Raw genomic sequence first — 16,935 nt, 5'->3', positions numbered from 1 at the left:
GTTTTGATTATATCAGATCAAACCATGTAGGACAATTAAGCTGTCCAAAGACAGCCCTTGTCCTAAGCCGATTCATCCCATGCCTGAAGACGTTGGGCTTTCTCGGCTATATACTGTAAAGAAGCCAGCCTCCAATACAACCGGAGGCTGGCTTTTTTTAATTCAGAATTATTTGGCAAAACGAAATGCACTGAACATGGAGGAGATCAAATATCCGGCCACACCGCCAATAGGGATAAACAGCACAAGCCCCCACCAGCCATACAACGGCAGACAGATAGCCGCCGAGCACAGCAGGGCAAACGGCATCAGCATGATCGGCAGCGCCTTCGAGCCGGCCTCCGCCTTCTGCTGCTTGGTAAACGGCAGAATTCCGATATAATCATCCCCGGAGAACAGCAGCCAGAAGGAAGACAGCCAGTAGGACATTAACGCGATCAGCAGCGCGAAGATCAGCCACTTCAGCACGGAAGACACGATGAGCACCGCTACCAGCCCTACCCCGGTGAACTGCAGGTACAGCTTGAAATGCGCCGGATTCCGCAGCAGCGCTTTGATTGCCGCCGCCGTGAACCGGCTCTCCGGCAGCTTGGATTTCAGCAGCGGCTGCGACTTGCGGAAGATCCACGGCTTGTACCGCGTAGGACGCGGTTTATCCAGAACATTACGCAGCATGAGCGCGGCGATCCTCATCCGCTGCTTGAAGTCCTCGCGCACATCATTCATAAAAGTGCCGCGCAGCCGCAGGCGGTAGCGGATCGCCCAGGCCGTCACTGCCGCAAATACGGCGGTGGTCAGCAGCAGAAGCAGCGGGCTGTCCTTCCAATACAGCGCAGCCCGGATATAAATGGCACAGGGTACGGTCACCGCCGGAATCAGCCACAGCCAGCGGCGGAAGCCCTGGCGCTGCACCTTGACAAGATGCCCCAGCAGCTTGACACACCAGCTGCAGGCAATGGTCATGGCGAGCAGCGCCCAGGCCGCGCCCGGGCTGACCCCATAACCACGGACAATGAAGGGCAGCAGAATGATATACACCGCAGCCATCTTCAGCGCTGTAACTATAAGGCTGTAGACCACTCCCCGCAGAATAATTGTCCTGATCCATCCCTCCCTCTGCCTGAGGAACAGCAGATCGCCCTCTTGCAGAAGCAGAACCATCCCTCCCGTAGCCACAAGAATAGCCAGCAGGGCCGGAAGCATCATGAAGGGCAGAACTGTCACCCAGGAGGGCAGGTCATGATTCCATAACCCATAATAAAAACGTCCGCCAAGCAGCCCCCCGGGAATAATAATATAGAGCAGCACCGTCCAGTCTGCCGCCGTGCGGATAATTGCCCACTGCTCGCGCCAGTGGGAGGTCAGCCGCCGCAGAAACAATCTCTGCGCCGTAGGAAAAGCAAATGAATTCCTGCTCATGTCAACTCGTCGAAGCAATCAAACAACGACCCCTCCGGCAATCCCGCCTGAGCGCGGATCTCTTCCAGTGTACCCGAAGCGGTCATTCTCCCGCCGGAGATCAGCACGAAGCTGTCGCAAATCTTCTCAGCCGTATCCAGTACGTGCGTAGACATCAGCACCCCGGCTCCCCGCTCCCGCTCCGCTGCAAGCAGCCGCAGAAAGTCCTTGGTCGCGCGCGGATCCAGCCCAATGAACGGCTCGTCCACGATGTAGACATCGGGCTGGACCAGGAAGCCCAGCATCAGCATCATTTTTTGCTTCATGCCCTTGGAGAAGCCTGCCGGAAGATCGTTGCGGACATGCTCCATGCCGAACTGGGTCAGGAGCCTCCCGGCAGTCTCCTCAAAGGCTTCATAGGTCAAGCCATAAGCTGCGGCTGCCAGGTCCAGATGCTCCCACAGCGTTAAATCCTCATAAAATACAGGCTGCTCCGGCACGTAAGCATAGGATTTGCTCTCTCCGCCAAGGCTCACCTTGGCTTTGGCATGCTTCAGCAGCCCAAGCAGCGTCTTGATCGTAGTGCTTTTGCCGGCTCCGTTTGGTCCAATTAATCCCAGAAGCTGGCCCCGCCGCACTTGAAAAGAGATATCGGAGATCCTTGCATCTCCAGCCTCGTAGCCGGCCTGGTCAATGAAGACATCGAGTACGATTTCACGCTCTGAGCTGTCCTCTTCACTTTCTTTGATTGCTTCAGGCTTCTGTGCCTGCAGCGCTTCCGTCTCTTCCATGCAGTTCCATCTCCTACATTAATAGCTTTGGTATAATCGCCTACCGGATAGGATAGAATCCAGTAATCCGATCATATCATCCTCAGCGGCCCTATGCTAGGAAACTTCTGCTGCCGGTTCCGCCAAGGTTCGTACAGCCGCTGCATCCCTGTTTTCAATCCCGGTCCGCAGAAAGAGCAGCAGCGCTCCGAGCAGTGCCGCCAGGACCCCCGAGACAATAAAAGCCGAAATAGGCCCTGAGGCTGTAACCAATGCTCCCCCAGCTATCGGTCCGAGAATGACCGCCGCGCTCGTCAGGCTGCCAATGATTCCGAATATCCGGCCTGTGTAGGCTTCCGGCGTCCGTTTCTGAAGCATCGAGTTAAAAGGAATGATAACAAAGCCTGCACCCACCCCTACGAGAACGAACGACCCAAACAATGTAATGTTCATCCAGAGGCCTGCCTGTCCGTAAGCGGTCACTAAAGCGGCAATGGTGAAGACAGAACCCATAAGGACGGTACCTGCGCCCATAAAGACAAGCGGGCGTTTGCTGCAGCCCAGCCGGCCTGACGTCACCGCTGAGAGCAGTGTGCCGAAGCCGCTGGCGGCTACACACCAGCCAAGCAAATCGCCGCTCACACCAGGAATTTCCCGGAACAGGGTGATCGTCTGAGAATCGGCAATTTGAAGCACCAGAAGCACCGCTACAATCATCACCACTCCGCTGAGCACTACCGGCATACCGGCAATCAGCCGCAATCCGGCGCCCGCTTCACTGCGGAACGATTTGCGCTCCTGCGGGTTCTCCGCATTATCACTTGCCCGTTCTGTCTTGAACATCCCCACTCGCGGCAGTCCCAGGAGGATGACCGCAGACACCAGATAGCTTACCGAGTCGATTACATAACACGCGGAAATGCCGAAGGCCGCAACGAGCAGGCCGCCAAGGGCCGGGCCGACAATCTTCGTAATCTGCTCAATGGATGCGCTAAGCGCCACAGCCTGATCCATTTGTCCGGGAGGTACAAGCTCCTTGAGCTTGCCGCTTTTGGCCGGAGAGAACAGCACATCCAGAACTCCCTTGGCCAGCAGCAGAATATACACCTGCCATAAGGACCCGGCAAATACCAGACAGACCACAATTCCCGCGCGCACAAGATCTGATCCGATCATGATTGCTTTGCGGTCCATTTTATCGCTCAAGTATCCCGCAAAGGGACCGCCCAGCAGCATAGGCACTGCCATGCACAGCGATACGGCCGTAATCTCCCAAGGTGTAGCCTGCCACTTCAAACCAACCATAGTCAACAGCGCCAGCACATGCAGCCAATCCCCTACGTTCGATACAAGCTGTGCTGAGATCAGCAGCATAAACGGCTTGTTCGCGGTCAGCTTACCCGGCTTTTCTTCATAACCTTGAGATACGTTCATCCTTCATCCACTCTCCCGTTCGATTGGTTATCTCCTGTAACCCATCTTAAGGAAATTGGAAGGTGTATTCATCGACCCACAGGTGTAACTGTCTGCTGCGCCAGAGGCTGAATATCCTCTCCAACTCAAGGCGGATAACGATAAAAAAAGAAGGATTTTCACAACTTTGATGCACCGTCGAAAAATTGTTTGATTTTTAATAATTAAAAGTGTGCTCATTGTGACAAATCACATGTTCTTCGTCCATTCTTTGCCGTATTGTAAGATTATATCAATAACATTTATATTCCAAACCGTGCGGGGCAACCCTCACGATTAACAATAGAGGTGGAGAAGCATGATACAATCCTATGAACGCGATACTCAACTGACACTGCATTTGTACCGGGTTTTTGCCAAGTCCTTCAAGAGCATTAATGAGCACGCCGTAACCGGCAGCAAGATCGAAGGCTTCAATCCTACAGCCTTTGCCGTAATGGAGGTTCTTTATTATAAAGGACCACAGCCTATCCAGCAGATCGGCGCCAAGCTGCTGCTGCAGAGCGGCAACGTTACTTATGTCATCGACAAGCTGGAAGAACGCGGCTACCTGCAGCGCAAGCCTTGTCCGAGCGACCGGCGGGTGATTTTTGCCGAGCTGACTACAGAGGGCGAACGCCTGATGAACGAAATGTATCCGAAGTACTCGGAGCGGCTGCATCTTGCGTTCAGCGGACTGAGTGATGAAGAGAAGGAACAAATGATTACCCTTTTGAAGAAGATGGGCCTGCAGGCTGAGAAGCTCTCTCCTCTTCCCCGCAAGTAGCTTAAGTCAACAGGGGTTGTGAATCTATTCACTTATTAGATTATCGGCTATATGATGCAAAAAGCTGCACCATCCTGTTCAGGGGGCGCAGCTTTTTTTTGCACGGAAATATGATTCGAACAACGAGAGCTAAACCTTCTTAAGTGCCTTATTCTCCTCCATGACCGACGGCAGACCTTTATGCAGCCCTGAGGATATCACCAGCGATAGAACAGCAAACACAGCCATCACAATAAAAAGCGAATGCAAACCGCCTTCCAGCGCGCCCCGCAGACTGCTCCAGGCTTCGCCGGACAATGCAGCACCTTCATGCGGGTGAAGCAGTTGATTGATGTCAGTTCCGGCTGCAGCAGCACCTGACTCTTCGGCCAGTTGCCTGTCGATGTTCAGGTTCAGCCAGGAGCCAAAAATCGCCACCCCCACTGTCTGTCCAAGCGAGCGTGTAAAGGTATTAAGTGCTGTAGAAGCTCCGCGCTGGTTGTGCTCAACCGAGGACTGAGCGATAATCGTGAACACGGTGGAGGCATAACCGAAGCCTACGCCGCAGAACATCATCAGACACAGGAGCAGTAGTTGCGAAGACTCCGCGGTCATAAATGTCAGGCCGATGGCCCCTACTGCGATTAAGGTCAGACCCAGCATGGTTGTCCGCCGGGAGCCGGAGCGCAATATCATTCTTCCCCCGGCAATCGAGCCGAGCATCCATCCCACGGACATCGGGGCCAGGAGCAGTCCTGATAGGGCCGCGCTTTTTCCGAACACTCCTTGTACCCAAAGCGGCACATATGTGGTTAAGCCAATAATCAGGGTGCTGACCAGCAGATTGGCCCCGGTGGACACCGCGATATTGCGGATGGAGAACAGTCCAAGCGGAAGCATCGGCTCCTCAGTGCGGCGCTCCACAAACCAGAAGAAGACCAGCAGACAGACTGCAGCAGCGAGTGTGAGCAGCAGCAGCGGAGAGGTCCAAGGCAGATTCTGGCCTCCTACGGTAAGTCCGAAGAGCAGTGCCCCCATGCCTGCCGCGAACAACAGTCCCCCTAACACGTCAATCTTTGTCTTGCGCTTAACTCTCTCTTCCTTCAGGAAGCGGGTGATAAAGACAATGGATAATAGCCCAAAAGGCAGATTGAATACGAATACCCAGCGCCAGCTCAGGTAATCCACCACATACCCGCCCAGCAGCGGGCCTACCAGGGAGGAAATTCCCCATACGGAGCTAACCAGCCCCTGGGTTTTGGCCCGTTCCTTAATGCTGTAAATATCTCCTATAATCGTAAAGGTCATCGGAATCAGCGCACCTGCCCCAATTCCCTGAATGCCCCGAAAAATAATCAGTTGCTCCATACTCTGTGAAACACCGCACAGCAGTGAGCCCAGAAGAAAAACAGCCGTTCCGCCGATGAACACCGGCTTGCGGCCAATCAGGTCGCTGAGCTTGCCGAAGATCGGCGTTGTAACCGCCATCGCCAGCAGATAGGCAGTAAATATCCAGCTCAGCCACTGCATCCCTTGAAACTCGCTGACGATAGCCGGTCCAGCCGGTCCGGTTACGGTACCTTCAATTGCCGCCAGAAATGTGGCCAGCAGCACCCCTGTCAATATAAGCTTGCGTTCTGTTCCTGCAATTGCGTTCAATGAATCCATATCCTCTCTCTGCTTGATCCTTTCCTTACTTCATAGCTGCCGACGGCGCAGCAGGGCATACAGAACAACATCCTGAAAACCCGCCGCCGTATGCCGGTACTCACGCAGCAAGCCTTCCTGCTGAAAACCGAGTCCCCGGAACAGCCCCTCAGCCCGGGTATTGTCAGGATGGCACAACCCCTCAATCCGGTTCAGGCCCATCGTGCCAAAGCCAAAAGCCAGCACAAGCGCAAGCGCCTCCCGCATATAGCCCTGTCCCCAATAAGCCGGCAGCAGCTCGCACCCAATCTCGCCCCGGTAAGCTCCCTGAAGCTGCCAACTGTTATAACCGCAACTGCCGATCACTTCACCTTCCGGCCCGACAATACTCCAGCGCAGACTCTCCTCCACAGCCGCCATTTGCATAAGGAGGCGTATCAGCTCCTCTGCTTCCTCTGGTGAAGCGAGCGGCGGCGCGTCCAGCCAGGGGACAACCAAAGGATGGCTCCAAACCGCATACAGCGCCGCCGCATCTTGGGCAGCCATTGCCCGTAGCTCTACCTTCTGTCCTTGGAGTACGGGTATTACTCCGCCACATATGTACAACGCCCCCATCCCCCTTCAATCTTATCAGTATACCATCATCCGGGCACAGCACCTGGCGCTTTTTCACCAAAACCCCAGGGCAATTACTTACGGATTGTTTTGAACCCTGTACTCAAAGTTTCAGGAAATAATGGCTTCGGAAGCGTTCACCCTATTTGCCAGGTAACTGAGTTGGAATTTCTCCACTTCATTCTGCTGAATGACCTCCCAGAGAATGATATGTGGGAAAAAGTCCACTTATTTCCTTATAAAATCACTAAATGAAGGGAAATGAAGAGGTTTAAGTCTACTTTTTCCACCTAGTCATCAAAAAATCGGTAAAACTCACTAATTAGGTTCCCTTTTTCCACTTCATCCTGTTAGAAGATTCCTTGTTCTCACTGCTTTTCAGTTCATCCCCTAAGCGATTGCCCTGGCAAAATCCCCGGAAGGCTTGACGTATCCCGCTGCGCTGTACTATGTTGTTAGTTACAGTTATGGATTCATGCTGACTTATCGTACAGGAAGGTGATGCTTCATGTTTCAAGCCATGCCCTATGACGGCACACGCAGCGAGCGGTTTGAGGCGGTTCTTACCCAGCTCGGAGCACTGATGGAAGGCGAACCGAATGCCATTGCCAATCTGGCCAATGCCTCGGCGCTGCTTAAGCTCTCTCTGCCGGATACCAACTGGACCGGTTTTTATCTATTTGACGGCAAGGAGCTTGTGCTCGGGCCATTTCAGGGATTGCCGGCCTGCATCCGCATTCCGCTCGGCAAAGGAGTATGCGGCACAGCAGCAACGGAGCGCCGTACCCTTGTCGTGGGCGATGTGCATGCCTTCCCCGGACATATTGCCTGTGACGAAGCCTCGAACAGCGAGATTGTCGTTCCGCTGGTACGTGACGGCGTCCTGCTCGGCGTCCTTGACATCGACAGCCCGCTCAAGCACCGTTTTGATGATGAAGAACGGCGCTTCCTGGAGCGGTTCGCAGCAATGGTCTCGGAAGTTATTTAATCTGTCCCTCGGGACATACAAGACCCTCACAGGCGCAGAATGACCTGCGCTCCGTGAGGGTCCTGTTTCGTTCGTTAAGCTTCTCTCAGATACGGGAACAGTTCAAGCTTACCGCCGGACCGGACTGATGTTCCAGATCTCGGCAGCGTAGCGGCTGATCGTATTGTCACTGGAGAACTTGCCGGAGTGTCCAATATTAATAATCGACTTTTTCAGCCATTCCTTACGGTTGCGATAGGCCAGGTCTATCTTGACATGCGTCTCGACATAAGAAGCGAAATCCTTGAGCACAAAGAACTCGTCATTGTTGTCGATCAGCGACTGGTACAATGTCTCGAACTCCTGGGTGTGACAGCAGATAGGACCCGGGGTAACCAGTTGATCCAGCACTTCCTTCACACGGGAGTCTCCATTGTAAATATCGCGTGCGTGGTAGCCGCCAAACTGGTAGTAATCCATGACCTGCTCGGCCCGCAGACCAAATAGGAACATATTGTTGTCTCCCACCATTTCATGCATTTCCACGTTGGCCCCATCCATTGTGCCGATGGTCAGCGCACCGTTCATCATAAACTTCATGTTGCCGGTGCCGGAGGCTTCCTTACTCGCTGTAGAAATCTGCTCACTGACATCGGCGGCCGGAATGATCTTCTCTGCCAGCGAGACCGAGTAATTTTCCAGGAAGAAAATACGGATCTTGCCCTTGATGTCCGGGTCTTTGTTGACGACATCCGCCACAGTGTTAATCAGCTTAATTATCCGCTTCGCCAGGTGATAGCTCGGCGCCGCCTTGGCGCCAAAGATAAAGGTGCGCGGCACAATATCCATTGAAGGGTTGTCCTTCAGCTGATTGTACAGGTGCATAATATGCAGAACATTCAATAGCTGGCGCTTGTAGGCATGCAGCCGCTTGACCTGCACATCGAAGATCGAGTCCGGGTCAACCTGCACGCCATGCTTGCCGGCAATATACTCTGAGAGACGCACCTTGTTACGGCGTTTGATCCCGGCCACCTGCTCCTGGAAGGAGGCATCTTCACTGTACTTGATCAGACCGATCATCTCCTGCGGATGATGAACCCAGCGGGTGCCGATGGAATCATTGATCAGTCCGGCCAGCTCGGGATTGGCATGCTGCAGCCAGCGCCGGTGGGTGATGCCGTTCGTCTTGTTATTGAACCGGTGCGGATACATCTCATTGAACAGGCGCATTTCGCGTTTTTTCAAAATTTCTGTGTGCAATGCAGCAACTCCATTGACGCTATGGCTGGCTATAACTGCCAGATTGGCCATCCGTACCTGATCGTCATGAATGATCGCCATTTGATTAATCCGGTTCTGGTCCCCGGGATACTTGCTCATCAGCTCGCCGCAGAACCGGGCATTGACCTCCTCGATAATGAGGAAGATACGCGGCAGCAGCTCCCGGACCATCCCGAGCGGCCATTTCTCCAGCGCTTCGCTGAGAATGGTATGGTTGGTATAAGAGACCATGCGGGTGGTCATGCTCCAGGCCTTATCCCAGCCCAGTTCATGCACATCCATCAGGATTCGCATCAGCTCAGGGATCACCAGCGTGGGATGCGTATCATTGATATGCAGGGCTACTTTGTCCGGTAGCTGCTCAATCGGAAGTCCCGTCTTGCTGTAGGTCCGCAGAATGCTCTGCAGTCCCGCGCTGCAGAGGAAGTACTGCTGCTTCAAACGGAGCAGCTTGCCCTCATACTCCGAATCATCGGGATACAGGAACTCCGAGATCGACTCCACCGAACGCTTGTATTCCAGGAACTTGTGATAATCGCTTCCTGCCAGCGAACCGAACATTCTCGAAGGCTGGGTAATGGACTCTGCGCTCCAGTTGCGCAGCGTATTCACATGCCTGCGGTCTGCCCCAATAATCGGAACATCATAAGGAACCGCGCGCACCGCTTCATAGTCTTTGTGCTCGAAGACAAGCTCCCCGTCCTTTGCAGAGGTCTCAACATGTCCCCAGAACCGGACTTCCACCTGTTTGTCTTCACGTCTCACTTCCCATACGTTGTCATTCTGCAGCCAATTATCGGGCAGCTCCACCTGATACCCGTCAATGATCTTCTGCTCGAACAGGCCGTATTTATAACGTATGCCGCAGCCATGCCCCGCATATTGCAGGGAGGCCAGCGAATCCATGAAGCAGGCGGCAAGGCGGCCCAGACCGCCATTGCCGAGGCCCGCGTCCGCTTCCTCTTCTTCGACATCCCGGAGACAGAACCCCAGCTCCTCAAGTCCTGACCGTACAACCTCAAGCACGCCCATATTAAGCAGGTTGTTGCCAAGAAGCCTGCCGATCAGAAACTCCATTGAAAAATAGTATACCTGCTTATCCTTATCGGCTTTTAGTTTCTGGTTGGTTTCCACCCAATCTTTGCCCGCGCTCTCGCGGATCATATTGCCGAGAATGTTGTAAATATCGGCGTTAGATGCTTCTTCCAGCGGCTTGCCCAATTTTCCGATGAGTGTCTCGCGGAACACTTGTTTGAAAGTCTCTTTATCGTTGAACAACAGCAGGTTCCTCCTGACAAATGCTTATTTTAATTGCTTTTAGATTTTGCTGCTCTTGGCAATCACAAATGGGCGTTTGCTGTCTCCGACAAGTATCCTGTCCTTGCTCAAATGCACGTCTTTATCCATGATGACATTTTCGATGACGGCATTCTCTTCGATTACGCATTTCTGCATAATAACAGAGTTGATAATGCGCGCCCCCTTGCGGATCTGCACTCCCCGGAAAATCACGCTGTTCTCCACCGTTCCGGCGATAATACAGCCGTTGGCGACAAGCGAGTTGCTGACCTCCGCGCTGTCCAGATACCGGGTCGGGGCTTCATATTTAATCTTAGTCTGCACCTGATTCTCCTTGAACAGTCCGAAATAATTATCCTGCTGGAGCAGGCTCAAGCTGTTCTTATAATAGCTCTCCAGAGAGTTGATTACCGCATGGTAGCCGGTATACTCATAGGCGGCGATTTTGAACTTGTGGCGGTTCTTCTGGATGACATCGCGAAAGAAATAGCTTTCCCCATGAGCAATGCAGTATTCCACCTGCTCCAAAAACAGCTTTTTCTCCATAATGAAAATATCCAGATACACATTCGGATGGTCCTTCTCATGATGAATCTCCGTTACGGCATTCTCTTCGTTCACCTCAACGCGCAGGCACAGATCATGCTCCGGCTGGAGCTGGTCTATTTTTTTGTAAACCAGGGTTACGTCGGCCTCCTGCTCGAGATGATATTGGTACACCTCCTGAAGATCAACAGTGTTAATATGCTGGCTGCCGGAGAACACAATGTATTTGGCTGAAGCCCTTTTGAAGAAATCGAGATTGTTATGGTAATGCTGCAGATCCCCAAGGGAAGTATCCGTCGGATCATTCCAGTCGGGCGGCAGGATGAACAATCCTCCATGCTTGCGGTTCATATCCCATGACTTGCCGTCGCCAAGATGGTCCATCAGGGAGCGGTATTTGCGGCGGACGAACAATCCCACGCTCTCCAGCTCCGCCCGCATCATATTGGAGAGGACAAAATCAATCAGCCGGTAACGGCTGGCAAAAGGCACGGCCGCGCCACAGCGGAAATAGGTCAGCTCGTTTAGTTTATCCAGTTCATGGTCAAGATTAATGACGCCCATCAGTTGTTTCATCCGAATCCACCGTCCTCTGCTGGTTATATGGTTTTGGCCGCAATGCTTTTCCGTTTCTTGCTCCGGTTGTCGATCAGCAGAATTTCATCCTCATTCTCCCGCTCGATACCAATTTCCATATAATCCTCAATTTCCGTGTTTTCGCTGATGATGGCTTTGTGAATTCTGACGTTCTTGCCGATTTTGACCTTGGGCATAATGACCGAATCGGTAATCACGCTGCCTTCGCCCACTTCCACCCCGTAGAAGAGCACCGAATGCTTCACTTCTCCGCGAACGATGCAGCCTTCATTGATAATGCAGCCCGATACCTTCGCTCCGGGAGCCACATACTGCGCCGGCTGATTCGGATTGCGGGTGAAGATGCGCCAGCCCGGATCATTCAAATTCAGCGGCGGGGTATCGCACAGCAGATCCATGTTGGCTTCCCACAGACTTGTCACCGTACCGACATCCCGCCAGTACCCTTCAAAAGGATAAGCGTACAGGGACTGACCGTCCTCCAGCATGAGCGGAATGATGTCCTTGCCGAAATCATGGGAGGAGCCTGCGTTCTCCCCGTCCTCCAGCAGATGCTTGCGAAGAACCTCCCATTTGAAAATATAGACACCCATAGATGCCAGTGTGCTCTTAGGTTTGGCTGGCTTTTCCTCAAATTCGTAAATCTTCAGATCCTCCTCCGTATTGAGTATGCCAAACCGGCTGGCCTCCTCCAGAGGGACATCAATGACCGATATCGTGCAGTCGGCATTTCTCGCCTTGTGGTATTGCAGCATTGCGTTGTAGTCCATTTTATAGATATGGTCGCCGGACAGAATAAGTACATGCTCCGGGTCAAATTGGTCAACAAATTTAAGATTACGGTAAATCGCGTCTGCCGTTCCCCGATACCAGCTGCTTCCGTTCTCCCGTTCATGCGGCGGCAACACGAATACACCGCCATCCTTGCGGTTCAAATCCCAGTCACTGCCTACTCCAATGTATGAGTGCAGCACAAGCGGCTCATATTGCGTCAGCACACCCACTGTATCAATACCTGAATTGGAGCAGTTACTCAAGGGAAAGTCGATAATCCGGTAGGTCCCCCCAAAATAAACAGCGGGCTTAGCGAGTGATTTGGTCAATCCCTTCAACCTTTTCCCTTGGCCTCCCGCCAATAGCATGGCTACCATTTCTTTTTTCATCATGGAAGAGCCTCCTTGACTTATGGGTATTGAAGCATGTAATAAATCAGATTGGTTGAATAGAAATTTCAGAAAGAGGTGCAGCAAAAGAGATGATCTTGACAGGAAATGTGATAAGGTCAAAAACGGGGAAACCGATGGAATCGGGACAGTTCACCAGGTCCAAAGATAAGACTCAAGACCTGTATGTATCCTTATTGTAAAGTGTTCTATAGCCGCCGTCAAAACCCTTTATTGCCTTATTCGAAAACCTTAAAATACGAAATCAAAAATTTATATTTATGTAAAATATTAGAAGGAATTAAGGGGAATATATTGAATTGTATTGGATAGAGGGGATGACGGCTGTTATCCCGAATCCAATGATGAGAGGGGAAGGATTATGAAACAAAGGTTGCTGCTTTCTATGTTAGCGTTTGTTCTTGTTACCGCTTTCTTTCCGGCTGCCATCTATTCGGCGGGGGAAACAAAGCAAGACAGCAGGTCGGGCGCAGTCAGTGCCTACAGCATGATTCAACGTATGGGCAACGGCATCAATATGGGGAACACCCTGGAGCCCCCCTATGAAGGGGAGTGGGCTACTGCGGCCCGCGAATATTATTTTGATGATTATAAAGCCGCAGGCTTCAAGAATGTGCGAATCCCAATCCGCTGGGATAATCATGTAAGCAAGCAGTATCCGTACACCATTAACCCCGCCTTCCTGAACCGGGTTGAGCAGGTTGTTGACTGGTCGCTTTCACGGGGGCTGATCACCATTATTGACGCGCATCATGATGAATGGGTCATGGATAATTACTCGGGCAATATTCAAAGACTGGAGATGATCTGGAAGCAGGTTGCAGACCGGTTCAAGTACAAGTCGGACAATCTGCTGTTTGAGGTTCTGAACGAGCCGCATGGCAATATTCTGGACTCGGAAATAAACGATATGAATACAAGAATATTATCTATTATTCGGCAAACCAACCCTACTCGCAATGTCATTATTGGAGCAGGCTTTTGGAATTCCTGGCGTGCAATGGTCTACAACCTGCAAATTCCGAACGACCCGTATGTGATAGCTACCTTCCACTATTATGATCCGTATGACTTCACACATCAGTCAACCGGAACATGGGGAACTGATAACGATATGACTCAAATCCGCAAAGCTTTTGACAAGGTGAAGCAATGGTCCGATAAGAATCATATTCCTGTGTACCTGGGGGAGTATGGAGTGAAAGTGGAGAGTGACAGCCAGTCCCGCCTGAAATGGTACGATTATGTATCCGACGCAGCCGAGCACAATGGCTTCGCCCTCTCGGTATGGGATGATGAAGGCTGGTTCAAGCTGTATGACCGTAACCAGCGAACCTTTAATCAGCCGACACTTCGGGCGATATTGCAGAAGGGAACCTTCACTTGGCCAGATCCGGTAACCGTTCCTGATGATCCGGGGCAACCTCCGGTGTATTCCGTTGGATCACAGCTGTTCGATTCGTTTGAAGGGCAGCTGCAATGGAGCAGCTATCAAGGCAGCGGCGCTACAGTGGCCCACTCTCTGGTCAACGGAAATACCGGGAAAGCAATGCAGGTGCAGTTCACAGGCAGCGACGGGGGCTATTGGGGAGTAACGCGTGATGTGAATGCGGACTGGTCTTCCTGGGTTAGCCTATCCCTCGATGTAAAAGCGCAATCCAATGTGATTTTTAATGTCATACTTACTGAAAAGGGAACCGATCAAACGTCAGACGGTGAAAATTGGAAATATACCATTCGCGGCTCCTCCAATAATTGGAGCACTATTGTGATTCCGTTCAGCAAGTTCACCAAAAGAGTGGATTATCAGCCCCCGGGTGAAGACGCTAATGATAAGCTTAACCTGAACAAGCTAAAGAACATTCAGATTCTGCAATACAATACAGGATCCGGGACCGTTGTGGTTGATAACATCAAACTTATAGGGCTGCCTCAATGAGTGAAAAATCCGAATAACGAATAGACCGCTCAGATGAAAAAAAGCGACTGCAACCCGGTGTCCAGCCGGGGAGTGGTCGCTTTTTGCTCACGATATATCAAATGACTTATTTTTTTAATGAAATGACAAACTTGGAACCGGCCTTGCCGGCAAAAACGATCCTGCCATCCTCTGGCAACAAGACTTGATTCTTACCGCTGACCACAGAGTGGTTTATACAATTCCCTGCTTGATCATATACAGCAAATGCGCTATTCGCAGGTAATTTAACTGTCATTAGCTTACCTTTGGCGGCAGCCGGAACTGAGAACCATTTGGCATGACCGTCCACTGGGATCGTAGTTGCAGATTGTGTGCCTGAATAGAGGGGCTTCACGTATTCCTCACTGGCGTAAAGACTGCTTGCTAACGTAAAATACTCCACTCCATTTTTCATGAAAAGATTGATTTCCATATTATCCCGACCTGCTATTCCAGGGATTTGCTGCTGGTTCACTGCCTGGTTTGCCCCTACGATCTTTAAATTAAATACATAACCCGGAGTATCCTTACTTGTATAAATGGGTACAGCCGGCAAACCGTATTGGTATAACATCGACGAATATTTCTCACTTAATAAGTAATATTTTTTATTTTCGCGCTTTTTCCATGCGGCAGTAACCTCTTTGGATAATTCATTGGTTTCAAGTTTCTCAGCACTGTACTCCGAGGTAGCCGTTTGTCCAAGCCCTGGTACGCTTATATATGAACGGGACCACAAGTAGGTACGGCCATTTTTCTCCACAACAAATTTTATCTTTTCGGTGCCTTCTTTATTTACAAAAGAGCCATCAGCCGTATACGTATACTTTTGGGCAGGACTGTCCGGAGCGTCAATTGTGAATACTGACAGTACTCCCGCAGTACTCATCTCTACCTTTAACATAGTGGAACCGCCATAAATACCGGCATACCGGGACAGTTCCTGCGGCATATCCGCTTTTACAGGTATACCATATGATTTATCCGGCTTCAGTTTCTGAATGACCTTTTTCTCCTGAAGTGTACTAAGCAGCAGTTCATTCGCCAACATTTGGGTGACTAGGCTTGAACCCTCTGAAGAAGAGATCACAGCCGCAGCCATGTTCAATTCCGGGAGCACAACTAATGATGAATGATAGGACATTGTATCTCCACCTTTGGTTAGTGCCTTAATCCCGTATTGGTTGAATGGAAACAGGTTCACACTATCCCATCCTAATCCGTATGCAAAAGACTCATCGCTATCTTCCGGCCACATCCCTCTTTTATACTCTTCTTGTTCCATGGCTGTTACCGACTTCTTAGACAGAATGCCCTTGTTCTTTTCCGTGAAAATCTGTGAGAATTTAACGAGATCTTCAGCAGTTGAGTAGATACCGCCGGTACCGATAATATTATAATTCTCAACGGGGAGTTGTCCCTTGTACGCAGGGGAATAGATACCGGCCATTTCTGTTACATTCGGAGCATCCAGCGGAGTTTTTGTATGATTCATTGCCAGAGGCTCTGTGAAATACTTGTGTATAAATGCTGTAAAGCCCATGCCGCTAACTCTTTCTACCAGAATCTCAGCCAATGTAAAACCATCGTTACAATAGACCGAGAATGCCCCAGGATCTGCCTTTAGGCTTTGAGTCGCCAATTGCGCCAGCAAGTTATCATGTGCATAAGTATCATTATCATCATACAAGGCCACATTAGGGCCCGCTTTACCGAGAAGACCGGAGGAATGATTGAGCAGCATGCGTGGTGTGATCTGCTTGTAACGGTTGTCCTTCATCTTGAATTCAGGAATATAGTTCACAACGGGGAGATCCAAGTCTACTTTACCTTCATCTACAAGCTTCATCACAGCAGCCGTGAGCACTACTTTGCTCGTTGAACCTATCCCGTAAAGCGTATTTGAAGTAAGAGGGATTTTGCCGTTCAGGTCATTTTTGCCTGCCTGGCCTGAGACCACAATTTCTCCATCATCAATGAGCGCATATTGCACACTTGGGATGCCGTATGTTTTTGTCAGCAGGGCGGCTTTTTCTGCAGCTATTTTTTGGGTTGCAGCATAAGCAGGAGGACTGGTATATTGTGCAGCCGGTGCGGCCATTGCAGACATTGGAGCAAGCATCGTCAGCACAAGAGCTGCCGCAGCTATAGAATTTCTTTTTCTGGCAGCACTCATGCTTATCCTCATTTTTATTACCTCTCTTGGGTTCACTCTCACATCCACTCCTGTCTTCATATATGGTTGATCTATCTTAAAGGGAGCGCTAAAGGCAGCATAACCAACCAAGATGTCCCCCCAATGACGACAGTATGAACGGAATATGAACAGGTAAAAAAAAGCTGCCGGTCTAAAAATGATGCTGCTCCTTCTCGCTTCACTACCGAACATCTTCAGCAAACATTCAACGTGGTATGTCATAATGTAGCTAACTATTACCGATTTGGAGGAA

At 51.0% G+C, this 16,935-nt stretch carries 12 protein-coding genes; 3 read left to right on the top strand and 9 right to left on the bottom strand.

Features of this window, described 5'->3' with window-relative positions; translation table 11 throughout:
* Positions 1-168 precede the first annotated feature (168 nt).
* From ACX1DY_RS29845 to ACX1DY_RS29835, 3 genes are all read right to left on the bottom strand, one after another.
* Positions 169-1,437: an ABC transporter permease gene (locus ACX1DY_RS29845; protein WP_458967750.1), complete on the bottom strand. Its 1,269-nt coding sequence runs from the start codon at positions 1,435-1,437 to the stop codon at positions 169-171.
* Positions 1,416-2,189: an ABC transporter ATP-binding protein gene (locus tag ACX1DY_RS29840; RefSeq protein ID WP_458967749.1), complete on the bottom strand. Its 774-nt coding sequence runs from the start codon at positions 2,187-2,189 to the stop codon at positions 1,416-1,418. Before ACX1DY_RS29840 ends, ACX1DY_RS29845 begins: the two co-directional genes overlap by 22 nt.
* 96 nt (positions 2,190-2,285) lie before the next feature.
* Positions 2,286-3,602 (bottom strand): MFS transporter, encoded by a 1,317-nt coding sequence (locus tag ACX1DY_RS29835; RefSeq protein ID WP_458967748.1) that lies wholly within the window; start codon positions 3,600-3,602, stop codon positions 2,286-2,288.
* 337 nt (positions 3,603-3,939) lie between these two features.
* Between ACX1DY_RS29835 and ACX1DY_RS29830 the strand changes: the two genes are divergently transcribed.
* Positions 3,940-4,407, top strand: a complete 468-nt coding sequence (locus ACX1DY_RS29830; RefSeq protein WP_019913747.1) for a MarR family winged helix-turn-helix transcriptional regulator — start codon at positions 3,940-3,942, stop codon at positions 4,405-4,407.
* Between the two features lie 129 nt (positions 4,408-4,536).
* On the opposite strand, the gene ACX1DY_RS29825 is transcribed toward ACX1DY_RS29830, so the two are convergent.
* Together ACX1DY_RS29825 and ACX1DY_RS29820 are read right to left on the bottom strand one after the other, a co-directional pair.
* Positions 4,537-6,054, bottom strand: a complete 1,518-nt coding sequence (locus tag ACX1DY_RS29825) for an MDR family MFS transporter (protein WP_458967747.1) — start codon at positions 6,052-6,054, stop codon at positions 4,537-4,539.
* A 30-nt stretch (positions 6,055-6,084) separates the two neighbouring features.
* The gene (locus tag ACX1DY_RS29820) at positions 6,085-6,648 is read right to left on the bottom strand and encodes a GNAT family N-acetyltransferase (protein ID WP_458967746.1); all 564 of its coding nucleotides are present in this window, start codon (positions 6,646-6,648) and stop codon (positions 6,085-6,087) included.
* A 508-nt stretch (positions 6,649-7,156) separates the two neighbouring features.
* On the opposite strand from ACX1DY_RS29820, the gene ACX1DY_RS29815 reads away from it, so the two are divergent.
* Complete coding sequence (locus ACX1DY_RS29815) at positions 7,157-7,636, top strand: GAF domain-containing protein (protein WP_458967745.1); 480 nt, start codon at positions 7,157-7,159, stop codon at positions 7,634-7,636.
* 108 nt (positions 7,637-7,744) lie between these two features.
* Here the strand turns inward: ACX1DY_RS29815 and ACX1DY_RS29810 are convergent, their stop codons facing one another.
* The 3 genes from ACX1DY_RS29810 to ACX1DY_RS29800 are packed head-to-tail and all read right to left on the bottom strand — an operon-like array spanning position 7,745 to position 12,507.
* Entirely contained in the window at positions 7,745-10,177 is a 2,433-nt protein-coding gene (locus tag ACX1DY_RS29810) for a glycogen/starch/alpha-glucan phosphorylase (protein WP_458967744.1), read from the bottom strand.
* Positions 10,178-10,216: 39 nt separating this feature from the next.
* A complete protein-coding gene (glgD, locus tag ACX1DY_RS29805; protein WP_458967743.1) occupies positions 10,217-11,320 on the bottom strand; it encodes a glucose-1-phosphate adenylyltransferase subunit GlgD in 1,104 nt (367 codons plus the stop codon).
* A 23-nt stretch (positions 11,321-11,343) separates the two neighbouring features.
* Entirely contained in the window at positions 11,344-12,507 is a 1,164-nt protein-coding gene (locus ACX1DY_RS29800) for a glucose-1-phosphate adenylyltransferase (RefSeq protein ID WP_458967742.1), read from the bottom strand.
* 379 nt (positions 12,508-12,886) lie between these two features.
* Here ACX1DY_RS29800 and ACX1DY_RS29795 point away from each other — a divergent pair, with 379 nt between their 5' ends.
* Entirely contained in the window at positions 12,887-14,464 is a 1,578-nt protein-coding gene (locus tag ACX1DY_RS29795; protein ID WP_458967741.1) for a CIA30 family protein, read from the top strand.
* A gap of 106 nt (positions 14,465-14,570) precedes the next feature.
* Here ACX1DY_RS29795 and ACX1DY_RS29790 read toward each other — a convergent pair whose 3' ends face one another.
* Positions 14,571-16,661, bottom strand: coding sequence for a serine hydrolase domain-containing protein (locus ACX1DY_RS29790; protein WP_458967740.1), 2,091 nt, complete (start codon positions 16,659-16,661; stop codon positions 14,571-14,573).
* Between the last annotated feature and the right edge of the window lie 274 nt (positions 16,662-16,935).

This window comes from Paenibacillus sp. BAC0078, from assembly GCF_054483875.1.
This window is presented reverse-complemented; position numbering and strand designations above follow the sequence as displayed.

Excerpts from the sequence above, each read along its gene's own strand:
- ACX1DY_RS29795 (WP_458967741.1), top strand. The coding sequence starts at position 12,887 with ATGAAACAAAGGTTGCTGCTTTCTATGTTAGCGTTTGTTCTTGTTACC.
- ACX1DY_RS29790 (WP_458967740.1), bottom strand. The coding sequence starts at position 16,661 with ATGAGTGCTGCCAGAAAAAGAAATTCTATAGCTGCGGCAGCTCTTGTG.
- ACX1DY_RS29820 (WP_458967746.1), bottom strand. The coding sequence starts at position 6,648 with ATGGGGGCGTTGTACATATGTGGCGGAGTAATACCCGTACTCCAAGGA.
- ACX1DY_RS29830 (WP_019913747.1), top strand. The coding sequence starts at position 3,940 with ATGATACAATCCTATGAACGCGATACTCAACTGACACTGCATTTGTAC.
- ACX1DY_RS29815 (WP_458967745.1), top strand. The coding sequence starts at position 7,157 with ATGTTTCAAGCCATGCCCTATGACGGCACACGCAGCGAGCGGTTTGAG.
- glgD (WP_458967743.1), bottom strand. The coding sequence starts at position 11,320 with ATGAAACAACTGATGGGCGTCATTAATCTTGACCATGAACTGGATAAA.
- ACX1DY_RS29825 (WP_458967747.1), bottom strand. The coding sequence starts at position 6,054 with ATGGATTCATTGAACGCAATTGCAGGAACAGAACGCAAGCTTATATTG.
- ACX1DY_RS29800 (WP_458967742.1), bottom strand. The coding sequence starts at position 12,507 with ATGATGAAAAAAGAAATGGTAGCCATGCTATTGGCGGGAGGCCAAGGG.
- ACX1DY_RS29840 (WP_458967749.1), bottom strand. The coding sequence starts at position 2,189 with ATGGAAGAGACGGAAGCGCTGCAGGCACAGAAGCCTGAAGCAATCAAA.
- ACX1DY_RS29835 (WP_458967748.1), bottom strand. The coding sequence starts at position 3,602 with ATGAACGTATCTCAAGGTTATGAAGAAAAGCCGGGTAAGCTGACCGCG.